Annotated in this window: 4 protein-coding genes; 2 read left to right on the top strand and 2 right to left on the bottom strand. The window is 38.7% G+C overall.

Features of this window, described 5'->3' with window-relative positions; all coding sequences use genetic code 11:
- Nucleotides 1-171: 171 nt before the first annotated feature.
- A complete protein-coding gene (locus ACP6PL_RS26950; RefSeq protein ID WP_426548417.1) occupies nucleotides 172-840 on the bottom strand; it encodes a hypothetical protein in 669 nt (222 codons plus the stop codon).
- A gap of 543 nt (nucleotides 841-1,383) precedes the next feature.
- Nucleotides 1,384-3,207 carry an ABC transporter substrate-binding protein gene (locus ACP6PL_RS26945; protein ID WP_426548416.1) on the bottom strand — a complete coding sequence of 608 codons (1,824 nt, stop codon included), beginning with the start codon at nucleotides 3,205-3,207 and terminating at the stop codon, nucleotides 1,384-1,386.
- Nucleotides 3,208-3,519: 312 nt separating this feature from the next.
- Here ACP6PL_RS26945 and ACP6PL_RS26940 point away from each other — a divergent pair, with 312 nt between their 5' ends.
- Both ACP6PL_RS26940 and ACP6PL_RS26935 read left to right on the top strand, forming a co-directional pair.
- Nucleotides 3,520-4,881 (top strand): MATE family efflux transporter, encoded by a 1,362-nt coding sequence (locus ACP6PL_RS26940; protein WP_426548415.1) that lies wholly within the window; start codon nucleotides 3,520-3,522, stop codon nucleotides 4,879-4,881.
- Between the two features lie 442 nt (nucleotides 4,882-5,323).
- On the top strand, nucleotides 5,324-13,106 hold a 7,783-nt coding region (locus tag ACP6PL_RS26935), incomplete at its 3' end, for a beta strand repeat-containing protein (RefSeq protein WP_426548414.1).

Here is a 13,106-nt window from a genome sequence, read left to right as displayed (position 1 = left end):
GGAGGCTTTAAACCACAATTATTTAATTAACAATTAATAATTAATAATTCGGTAACTTTCAGGGAGCATCAGTTAAAATCATTAAGATTGGTTCTTTCCGCTCCTTTCAAGTCACACTAACATAGTGACATCTAATTAAACTAAGCTACTTATTATAGATATAGATACTTATTAATAAGTATAGTTATATTCATATTCATAATTATAAGAATCTTCAAAATTAGTGCTGACTCTAACTCCATTATTATCAACAGTACATGTAAACTTATTTCTTTCTCCATAGATATCTACCCATCCTTGCCATTCCCAACCCTCTATAGTTTTCCTCACATCTTTTTGAGAAGACCAGTTCCCATTTCTGGGAAATCCCATTTCATATTCCATAAATTCTTGACAAGAACTAACAACATTACCGGTATTGTTCTTATTGTCATGCTCATATAAATTATCAGGAAAACTATAAGGATATTTTTCTTGTTTGTGGGTATATGCTATTACTTCATTATTGTGGATATTGCACACAAAATTGCTTTTTTCTCCATCAAATTCTACCCAACCTCGCCATTCCCAACCCAATTGAGTTTGAGTTATATCTTCTACGGATGACCACCGCCCATTACTTGGAAATCCCATTTCATATTCCATAAATTCTTGACAAGAATTTACAACAAAACTGGTGTTAATATTAGTTTTATCATACTTGTTTACTCTGACTTTTCTATGATTAATTCTACCTGGATACCGATCGCTCCTCAGTTTAATATGACTATTATCACCAACATCACAGGCTGCTAGAAAAACAACTGTAGCTAATGTTATTGCTAGGTTTCTTTTCTTCATTGTTATCTGTCAGGAAATAAAACTTTTGATTATAATAGCACTAAAAGATACTTTTGGAGAATATTTTTGCCAAAAATATAGAAATATACGTCATTTCAGTTATTAGTACCTCCGGCTGAAGTCAGAGGGAATAAAATCATAAATTTCCTTGTTCTTCTATAAGGGGCTATCCAAGAGTTGTTAGATCTGCATTCCGCAGGAAATGCTTACTAATTGATAATTAACTGGGAGATTAAATTATATGAAATACGTTAATGTTTGCTACCAAAGATTGATAGGGGGATGGGGAGATGGGGAGATGGGGAAATTCGTATATTTGCACAATTTTTTGTATTTGATATTACTATGAGATTTATTAGTCCAAAAATTCATTATGCTTTTAAGAAAATCTTCCGTTCTTAGGTGTTGCCCAGAGTATAAATTGGTAGTAGTGCATGGTAACAGTAGAGAGGGTGTGGGAACTGTGGGAAGAAATTAAAAAATATATATCTTCACCATATTTACTATGTAGGACAACCCATAAGTTTTGTTTGATAATACTGTTTATTTTTCCTGAATCTTTAATTCATCAATATTCCAAAAAGCTCCGCCAATAGCAGTAAATTTTAAATTATCAATATGATTACGAACTGCTTGGAGTGAAAGAGGATTTACTAAAAAAAATACAGGCAATTGTTCGGCAACAATTTGTTGAAATTCTCCGTAAATTTCTCGGCGTTGATTTTCATCTACTGTCTGATATCCAGTAATAAACAAACGGTCAATTTCTTTTTCCCAATCAGAAACTTGCCAATTTTTCATCTTTGGTTCACCAGGTTTAGAACCTAGATTAAACTGATGAAATGAACCGTTACTTGACCAAAATAAGGAAAGTAAATTTGGTTCAAAGTCAGCACCAGGAACACCAAATGCCCCGACATAACATTCCCAATCTCGACTAGATAATAGCTTTCGTAAAACAGTGTTGAAGTTGAGAATCTGTAAATTTCCTTGAATACCGATATTACTTAAATCTTCTTTGATTTGAACTGCTGTATCTATGCGGAGTTTTTCTTCAGATTTTACTAAAATTGTAAATTCTACTCGGTTACCATCTTTATCTAATAATTCATTAGCATCATTATATTGAAAACCAGCATCTATCAATAATTGTTTTGCCTTTTCCAGGTTATAGTCATATATCTTTAATCCTGCTTCTGGAGATAAGTAATAGGGACTTTGTACTGCAAGCGCAGAATGTTGTATTTCTCCTAAACCTCGATAAATATTATTATTAATTTGTTGGCGATTTATAGCATAGGCAACTGCTTGTCTAAATGCTAAATTATTAAACCAACCAGACTTCATTGGATTTAAAAAAGGTTTGCCTTGAGAATTTATTCCTTGATTAAGATTAAACCCAACAAATTGATATCCTAGCCCCGGACCGCCATTATAAATCTTATATTTACCTCGTTTTTCTTCTCGCTTGAGTAATTGAAATGCTTCGGCATCTACTCCAATACTATCTAATTCCCCTGAACGAAATCTCAGCAATTGATTGTCAGTTGATGGAATAATTTGGATGATAATTTTATCAAGATAGGGGAGAGAGTTGCCGACTGAATCGGAACGCCAATAGAAGGGATTTTTCTGTAAGACTATTCTTTGGGAAGGGATATAATTTTCCAGCCGAAATGCACCATTGCTAATAATCTTTCGTGGTTCTGTATTTGTATTCCAGGTGGATAAAAATAGAGGTTTACCATCAGCGTCGGTTGAAAAAATAGTATCCCGCAAAGCATGAGCTGGTAAAATTTTTAATCTTCCTATATATCTAAGAAATGGCGCAAAGGGTTCGGGCAAAATAAATTCTACTCTTCGTCTATCTATTTTTTTAACTGAGGGAAAAGCACCAGTACTACCAATTCTTAAAAAGTCTCTGTAGACAGTGGGTATTTTTTGGTTGAGATAAATATCTTGATAGGTAAACACAACATCATCAGCAGTCAGAGATTCTCCATCAGACCATTTTAATTCTGACCGCAAGGTAAAGATAATTCGCTTTTTATCTTCAGACCAAACCCAAGATTCTGCTAAGGCAGGTTCTAGTTCTCCAGTTAAACCATTTACTGATATTAATCCTTCATAAATAAATCTAAAAATTCCATAAGGAGAACGAGATATGGGATAGTTAAAAGTGGGTGGAGGACTAGGGTTAACTAATACTAATTTTGAGTTATTATTACTCTGAGAGTTTAATAATGTTGGGCGACAACCACTGGTAAAAATTAATAAACAACATAGCACAATCTCTACTAAAAAATGTACTATCCTATCAGTAGTGAACCGATGAATATCTTGATTTTTGTTTTTACTTTCTAACATTTGCGAAAATTACTAGGTAAAAGTTGCCTGGTTTATACTATTTTACAACTATTAAGTAGGTAGACAAAATTAAACACAGGGAACTGAAGCAAGTAAATTTTCCAAAACTATTCTGACTTCTGTAGAAGCAATTCATAAATTTTATACAGCGGTTTTCATGTAGGTAGACCACATTAGAGACGTTTCATGGAACCTCCCTACAGGGTTTTGTTATAACGATGTGGTTCATCAAGAAAAGCACTGTAGATGAAGTTGCCCAAACTGAAAATCAATGGTAAAGTTTTGTAAAGAAAACCCAATTATCAAATCATTATGAAACGACAACTAACAGAAGGTAGGATCGGTCCAGTATTACTAAAGCTAACACTACCTATGGTTTGGGGAGTGTTTGCTGTCATTGGCTTCAATATTGTTGATACCTACTTTGTTGGTCAACTAGGAACAAAGGAGCTAGCAGCAATGAGTTTCACTTTCCCAGTAGTAACATTATTAGGTAGTGTGTCAATGGGTTTGGGAACAGGTACTGCTTCTGTTATCTCTAGAGCTATTGGAGAAGGAGATCGCTACAAAGTTAAGCGACTTACCACTGACAGTTTAATTTTATCCTTATTAATAGTGGCAATTTTGGTGGTTTTAGGTTTAACAACTATTGACCCCATATTTACTGCTTTAGGCGCAAAAGCAGAAATTCTCCCTCTAATTCGACAATATATGGAAATTTGGTATCTGGGGGTAATTTTTATAGTAGTGCCAATGGTAGGTAATAGTGCTATTCGCGCTGCTGGTAATACATTAATTCCTAGTGTGGTGATGACTATAGCAGGTCTTGTCAATGCCGTGCTAGACCCAATGTTAATTTTTGGAGTAGGTGCAATTCCAGCAATGGGGTTGCAAGGAGCAGCATTAGCAACTGTTATTGGTAGGGCGACTACGTTAGTAGCTTCTTTGCTTTTTCTGCACTATCGCGAAAAAATGATTTGTTGGGAGTTGTCTAGTTTTAAGCTTCTACTCCAAAATTGCCAAAATATCCTTTATATAGGTATACCAGCCACAGGTACAAATATGATTACACCAATTTCTATTACATTTATTACTAGCTTGATGGCAAGTTATGGCACTGCTGCAGTGGCAGGTTTTGGTGTTGCTTCTAAGGTAGAGATGTTTTCTATTATTGTGCCACTTGCATTATCTGCGAGTTTTAGTCCGTTTGTAGGGCAAAATTGGGGAGCGAAAAAGTATGACCGTGTGTATTTAGGTTTGCGCTTAGGGTTTCAGTTTTGTCTGTTTTGGGGAGCTATGGGAGCGATCGCTCTCGGTATAGGTGGGAGTTGGCTTGCTTCAGTATTCGATAAAGATCCAGCAGTTGTAGAAGTCGCTGCTAAATATCTACTGATAGTACCTATTAGTTATGGTGCCGCGGGAATTATATTAATTTCTAGTGTGACTTTTAATGCTTTGGGGAAACCTTTACCTTCTATGCTGATGACTATCACAAGGATGTTATTGTTGTATGTACCTTTGGCATATTTGGGAAGTTGGTTATTTGGGATAAATGGTGTTTTTGCTGCTGCTTGTTTTGCTAATTTGGCAGTTGGTATTGGAGCTTATTTTTGGTATCAGAAAAATTTTAGTGTAAACAATTTGACAGAGGCAGAGAAATTAATAATAGAGTAAAGCATGGTTTAGCCGAAAGGGTACATTGATTAGAATCTGATTAAACTTGACTTACCGTTCCCAGAAATCTACAAAAATTTAATAAAATCTATAATTATCTAATTTTTGGGAAATTTTCTGTTCCCTATTTCTGGTAAAGTCGGCCTAACACCTAAGTGGAATATTTATATCAGACTTTCTTGAGGTTATCTTTATAAAGTCTTATTAATGGCACAATCAAGAACTAGAATGCTATACTCTGATAGAGTAGATAATAATAACGAAATACAGTGATTAAGTAGGTACGCACGAAAAAGATTAACTATATTAAATTTTGTAAACTAACTTCAAGCTACAATCTACAGTTGATTTTGAGATAAATTTACATCTTGTTACATAGCGACAAATTTTAACGGCTATCTACTTAACTAACTAAAAATAAATGCCACAATTGCAGAAGTTTATGATGAAAGCTAATATATTAGAATCTTACAGTATAACTGCTCTGACTATAATTTTAGGCTCATTGGCACCAGGGGCATCCGCCAACTCTCAACCCATAACTCCGGCAAACGACGGTACAGGAACAACAATAAATCAAAACGGCAACCAGTTTAATATCCAGGGTGGCATTCATAATGGAGGTAACCTCTTCCATAGTTTTGACAAATTTAACGTCCACACCAACCAAACTGCAAATTTCCTTACCACCCCAGACATCCGCAACATTCTGGGCAGAGTCACAGGAGGCAATGCCTCATATATTAATGGTCTCATCCAAGTCACTGGGGGTAACTCTAACCTCTTCTTAATGAATCCCGCAGGTATGATATTCGGCTCCAACGCCAGCCTCAACATACCAGCCTCATTCAGCGTTACTACTGCTACAGGTATAGGTTTTGACAACAACAACTTCTGGTTTAAAGCCATGGGAACAAACGATTATTCAAATCTAGTGGGAAACCCCAGTGGCTATAGATTTAATGTATCTAACCCAGGGGCTATAGTTAACGAAGGAAACCTAAGTTTAAACCCTGGAGAAAATTTAACCTTATTAGGCGGGACTGTTATTAATACCGGGCAACTTTCCACAGCAGGGGGAAATATAAACATCACAGCAGTAGCAGGTGGTAGCATCCTGAGAATATCTCAACCGGGACATTTATTAAGTTTAGAAGTAGACTCAACAATAACTAATGGGGAATATATTTCTGATATAACCCCCTTATCTTTACCCCAACTTTTAACTGGTGGAGAAATATATCAGGCTACATCTGCCATTGTTAATGCCAATGGTGATGTGGTGTTGACAGATTCAAATACAATAGTAGCTGATTTATCAGGAACAGCAATTACTTCGGGAAACATAGATGTATCAACAACTTCCGCTCCCCATCTCTCAAATGGGGGGCAGGGGGGATATAATATTGGAGGCCAGACTAATGTATTAGGCGATCGCGTAGCAGTTATTGATGCCAATATCAACGCCAATGGTATCAACGGAGGCGGTACAGTATTAATTGGAGGCGACTTTCAAGGTAATGGAATTGTGCCTAATTCTCAGCATACTTTTGTGAATAATGGCTCATTTATTTCTGGGGATGCTATTACAAATGGTGATGGAGGTCAAGTAATAGTTTGGTCAGATGGAATTACTAATTTTGCGGGAAATATTAGTGCTAAAGGAGGAAAATTTTCAGGAGATGGAGGCTTTGTTGAAGTTTCGGGCAAACAACAATTAATATTTAATGGAACTGTGGATGTTACTGCAGCTTTAGGAAATCCAGGAACAATATTATTAGACCCTGAAAATATCATTTTAGGAGGTTCAGAAAGTAACACTTCCCTAGAAAATACTGATGGTAATATTATTCTCCTAGCTGATAATGATATAACAATCAATGAAAAGATAGAAACTGACTCATCTATAGAATTAAAAGCAGGTCGTAGTATTAATATAAATGCTGATATAGACACATCAGTTGGTAATGGAAATATTGATTTACTTGGTAATAATGATGAGATGAATATTGCTAACCGGAGTGAAGGAGCAGCTTCGATAAATCAGTTAGATGGAACAACATTAAATGCAGGAAGTGGCAGGATTAATATTGAGTTAGGAAATTTGGGAGAAGTAGGAGATATAAATCTGGCTTCTTTAACTACAACAGGGCAAGTTTTAGTTAATGCTAATGGGGGAAATATTGCCAGAGTTTCTGAGAATTCTTTGATAAATGCCGGGAGTGTTTTGTTTCAAACGAATGGCAGTGGTGGAATAGGTTTAACTAATGCACCTTTGCGCTTAAATGTAGAAAATTTAGAGGCAGTTTCTGGCATTGGTGGGGCATTTTTTGATGTGGGAGATGTGAATATTGGTAATGTGAGTGAGGATGTGGATGGTATTGTTACTGCTGGAGGAGATATAGAGATTAAGAGTGCAGGAGATGTAACTTTAACGGAAAGCATTTCTACTATTGAAACAACAGAAATTACTAATAATGGTGGTGCAATTAATATTGAAGCTATGGGAGATATTGTTGCTACGGGTAGTGGAATAAAAGGTGGTGGAGAAAGTGTTTCTTTGTCTGCCACTAATATTAGGATAAATGATGAATTTGATGAAACTTCTGGGGATGCGGATGTTAACTTGAGGGCGACAAATGATATTACTGTTGAGGATATAGAAGATAATGTGTTGGAATTTCTGCCTGGGGAAGGAGAGATTGAATTTCGTGCAGATGTCGATGGGGATGGAATTGGTGTTGTGGAGATGTTGGATAATGAGGCGGATGTTGGTAGCGATCCGAATACCTTTGAGAATGGAGCAGATACTATTAAGACAAATGGCCGAGATTTAACTATTGCTGGTGCTGGTATTGTTTTGGGGAATATTGATACTTCTTGGTTGCCGGTTTCTTCTGGTGGGGAGTTGCTTGCTGCGATAGATATAGATGAGGGGGGAGCGATACCAGCAGAAAGTGCCGAAGGCACTACAACATTTACTTTTACTGTAGATGGTGACTTAGGAACTATAGAAAATCTAGATGTACGCTTTTCTGCGGAACATACTTACAATGGAGACTTAGAAGTCGATCTCGAATCACCCCAGGGGCAGACAGTAAGATTATTTGCTCGTGTTGGTAGTGAAGAAGACAATTTTCAGGATACTGTGCTGGATGATGATGCTTCTACAAGTATTGCATCTGGTAATGCTCCGTTTGATGGTACATATATTCCACAAGGAAGTTTAGGAGAATTTAATGGAGAGAACCCCAACGGAACTTGGACTTTAATAGTTACAGATACTTTTGCTGAAGAAGATAGTGGCACTTTATACAGAGCAGGTGATACAGCTGCCTGGGGAACTGCCGTAGGTACACAACTATTGCTGCGTAGTCCTCTTGTTGAGAGTGGTGGAGGAAATGGTGGGACGATTAATATAGAAGCAACTCATGGCGATCTTAGTGTAGGAAATATTCACAGTTTGAGCGAAACTGCTAACGGAGGAATAGTTGACCTGAAGGCTAACAACAATATTATAACTGGTCTAATTAATTCTAGTTCTCTTCAAGCAATTGGGGGTGATATTAACCTTAATGCTCAGGGTGATATCTCTACACAAAGTCTTAATTCGAGTGTTATTGAAGGAAATGGGAATGGAGGTAATATTTTTCTGACTGCTGGTGGCGCTATCAATACAGGAAGAATTAATTCGAGTATTGTTGCAGGAAATGGGAATGGAGGTGATATATCCCTGACTGCTGATAGCGCTATCTCTACAGATAGGCTTGAGTCTAATGTTGAGGAAGGGAACGGGGATGGAGGTAATATTTCTCTCACTGCTGGTGGGCCTATTTCTACAGATAGGGTTGAGTCTAATGTTTCTGCTGAAGGGAATGGAGGAGATATTACTTTCACTGCTGGCGGTAATATTTCTACAGAAAGACCCAATTCCAGCGTTGGTCAAAATGGCAATGGGGGTGATATTTCTCTCACTGCCGAGGGCGATCTTATTATAGAAAGATTTCTTACTTCCAATGTTCTGAATGGGGAAGGGGATGGAGGTGATATTTCTCTCACTGCCAGTGGTAATATTTCTACAGAAAGCGTTGATTCTAATGTTCGAGGGAAAGGGAATGGGGGTGATGTTACTTTTACTGCTGGTGGTGACATCAATACAACAGAAAAGATTAATGCCAGTGTTTCAGAAGGGGATGGGGGTAATATTACTCTTACTGCTGAGGGTGATATTAATCTGATTCAACCTGATGATAATGATTTGACTGAATTCCTTGATTCTAGTGTTGAATCTGGAATTAGCTCAGGTAATGGGGGAGCTATATCTGTTTCAGCAAGGGGCGATATCACTATAACAGAATTGGTCAGATCCAACTCTGGAGCAAACTCAGGGAATGGGGGAGCTATATCTGTTTCGGCAGGAGGCAACATCACAACAGAAGCGCTTGATTCCTTTTCCTTGTCAGAAGGAGGCGACTCAGGGAATGGGGGAACTATATCTGTTTCAGCAGGAGGCAACATTACAACAGGAACACTTAGTTCCTTTTCCGCTTCAGAAGGAGGCGACTCAGGGAATGGGGGAGCTATATCTGTCTCGGCACAGAGCATAAATTTAATTAACTCTGCAGACTTAGAAGAGTCAGAAGAACCAGGAATCAGAACATTTTCAGTAGGAATAAACGACTCCGGAGATGCTGGAGAGGTTAATATTACTGCTAATAGCCTAAGCAACATAGAAATATTGACAGTTTCTTCCAATGAATCAGGAGACGTAAGCATAACAAGTCAACCAGAAGGAGACCTTGTACTTGATGACTTATCTATTATTACCAATAAACAAGTGAGGGTACAAATCCCAGGTAGAGATATAGTAGAAATTAACGTAGGTGAATCAGGTCAATCAGGTGATGTATCTATCAACAGCTCAGGCAACATTAATCTCAATAACGTTAACATTGAAAGCGATACCAAAGGAGACGAACGCGCTGGAGATGTCACGATAACAAGTATTGGCACAATTTCTCTAGACAACAGCAACATTTTCGCAATCACCACCGATGGGGGAGATGCCGGAGACATAAGAATTGAAACCCCCCAAGACATTCAACTCACCAACGAAAGTAAACTCCAAGCCGATACCGAAGGCCAAGGAAACGCAGGCAACATCGAAATCCATGCCCAAACCTTAGACCTAAACCAAACTACCAGCCTCACTACAGAAACCAGGGGAGCAGGGAACCCAGGAAGCATTAATATTAAAGCCAACACCATAAATATTGGAGAAAACGCTCAAATTAGCGCCACAGTTACCGCTGATTCCATAAACGAAGAAGGGGGAGGCAATATCAACATTGAAGCTAACAACCTTAATATCTCAGGTACCCTTGGAATATTCGCTGAAACTGCAGGAATAGCAGACGCAGGCACTCTTACTCTCAACCCCTATAGGGGACTAGGGGAGCAACTCAACGAATTTGAACCCAACCTGAATATTACTTTCACCGAAAACGGCTTCATATCTGCCCGCACTACATCTACAGGCAACGGAGGTAACATTGAGATATTTGCCCCAGAAAATATAAATATTACAGGAGAGGGAAAAATATCGGTCGAAACCACAGGTACAGGCAACGCAGGTGAAATAAAAATAGATGCCCAAAATTTGACTCTGACAGAGGGAATAGCTATCTCCGCCGAAACAAACAGTGCCGGAGCAGCCGGAGACATAGAAATTAACTCTTCCACAGTCACCATCGGTAATGATGCTTCAATTAGTGCCACAGCACTAGAAGGGGCAACTAACACAGAAGCAGGAGGAAATATTACTATCAATTCTAATGACCTAAATATCTCAGGCAGACTTGGAATATTTGCTGAGACTGCAGGAGACTCCCCCGCAGGTATCCTCACTCTCAACCCCTATAGGGGAGTAGGGGAGGAACTAGGTGAATTTGACCCCAACCTGAATATTACTTTCAGCGAAAACGGCTTTATCTCTGCCCGCACTACATCCACAGGCAATGGAGGTAACATTGAGATATTTGCCCCAGAAAATATAAATATTTTCGGTGAAGGTAGTATAACAGTTGAAACAACAGGCACAGGAAAGGCTGGAACTATCAACATCGACACTCAAAACCTCACTATAGCGGAAAATACCACCATATCTGCATCTACATCTAATAGTGGAGAGGGAGGTACCATCAATATCAACCCCACTCAAGTATTCCAACTAGAAGGTCAAATTATCACAGAAACCACAGGTACAGAAAACGGAGGAACTATCACCATTAAAACAGGAGAAATGAGTGCCCCAAATAGCACTATTTCAGCCAAAAGCACTAATACTGGAAACGCAGGCGATATTGAGATAACCGCCCAAGAAAATATTACTACAGGAATTATTACCTCTGAAGCCAATAACACAACAGAAATCTCCGACGGAGGTAACATTAGCATTACCAGCGAACAAGGAGAGATTAATGCTACCCAAGCAATTCAATCATTTTCCAACCGAGGCAATGCTGGAGATGTCACCCTCCAAGCAAAAACAGACATTACTAACCACACCATAAGTTCCCACGGCCAAAAACAAGGTGGTCAAATTACTATTACATCAGAAACCGGAAACATAGACACATCTGGTGGCACTCTAGCTAACTATTCAGGAGGTGGCAACGGAGGTGATGTCACCATAGAAGCACCTGGTGGAAACATCACGGCTAACAACATATACACCTTCGCGGATGCTGACGGAGGTACAATTAACCTCAAAGCAGGAAATAACATTAACCTAATAGAGAACACTAAGATCATCTCTGCCTCCGAACCATCAACCAACAGCGAGACCGAAAACCCTGGCAAAGGAAGAGATATTACCCTTCAAGCAGGAAACAATATTAACACTATAGGAGCCAGAATATATTCTGGAGCAGACGACGGCGACACAGGAAAAATCAATATTATTGCAGATGGCGCAATAGAAACAGGTCAAATAGACTTAGCATCAGGTTTCATTAGAGAAAGAATAACAATTAACGATAACTTCAGCCTTATTCCTGTTCCCAGAGGAGAAGCTACCCAAGGAACAGCAGGAAACATTATTATTAGCAGTAAAAACAGTACGGTAGATACCAGTGCTGACAAAATTAGTTCCCGTTCCCCAGATGGATCAGGAGATATCATCATCGAAGCTACAGGAAACATAACGACAGGAAGACTAGAAGCCAGCGCCCTCAACCAAGAAAAACCAAGCACAGGTGGAAATATAGAAATCATTAGCAGACAAGGAGAGATAGACGCCACCAAACCCATAGAAACCTTCTCAGAAAGAGGAGAAGGAGGCAGCGTCGCCCTCTACGCAGAAGGTCACATCCACACAGGCAGCATTCGTTCAGAAGGAATGCAAAAAGGAGGTGACATCGAAATAGAAAGTCGCAGTCAAAACAGCATAGAAATCATTGGAAACCTGAGCAGCTTTTCCACAGAAGGCATAGCTGGAGACATCACCCTCAGAAGCCCCGGAGATATTAATATTCAGGGAATTCGTTCCGACGGAATGCAACAGGGAGGCCGGATAAAAGTAGAGAGTGAAACAGGCAGCATTGATGCCACTGGAGGAGAAATAGATTCTTTCTCAGAGGCAGGAAAAGGAGGAAACATCGAGATTAGTGCCTCAGAAAGCGTAAATTTAGGAAATGTATCATCTTTTGGCATAACCGAAAGTGGCAATTTAACTATTCAGAGTAAAACAGCACAAGTAAATACAGGTAATGTTACGACACAAGCACCGGAAGGAAGTAGTGGTAGTATAATTATCAACGCTGAAGAAGTAGGCACGGGAAATTTAAGCTCCATCGGTACAACCAGCGCCGGTGAAATCAACGTCACAGCAGCAGATGGCTCAATTCAAACTTATGATGTTGAAATCAGCTCTGATGGTACAATAGGAGCCTTAAGGTTACAAGCAACAGAAGATATTACAACAGAAGATATCGATCAAAATGCCGGAGTAGGAGATGCCAATATTGAGATTAACTCAGGTGGAGATCAAACCACAGGAGAGATTAATCAAACAGCAGAAAATAATACTAACAATACTCAAAACGCTGGAGGAGATATTACCGGAGATATTAATCAAAATGCTGGCAATGATGCTAACAATACTCAAACTGCTGGAGGAGATATTACCGGAGATATTAATCAAAATGCTGGCAATGATGCTAACA

Origin of the sequence: Dapis purpurea BLCC-M126, assembly GCF_050015975.1 — a bacterium.
GTDB lineage: Bacteria > Cyanobacteriota > Cyanobacteriia > Cyanobacteriales > Microcoleaceae > Trichodesmium.
The sequence above is the reverse complement of the archived record's forward strand: the minus strand, read 5'-3'. Positions and strand labels throughout refer to the sequence as shown.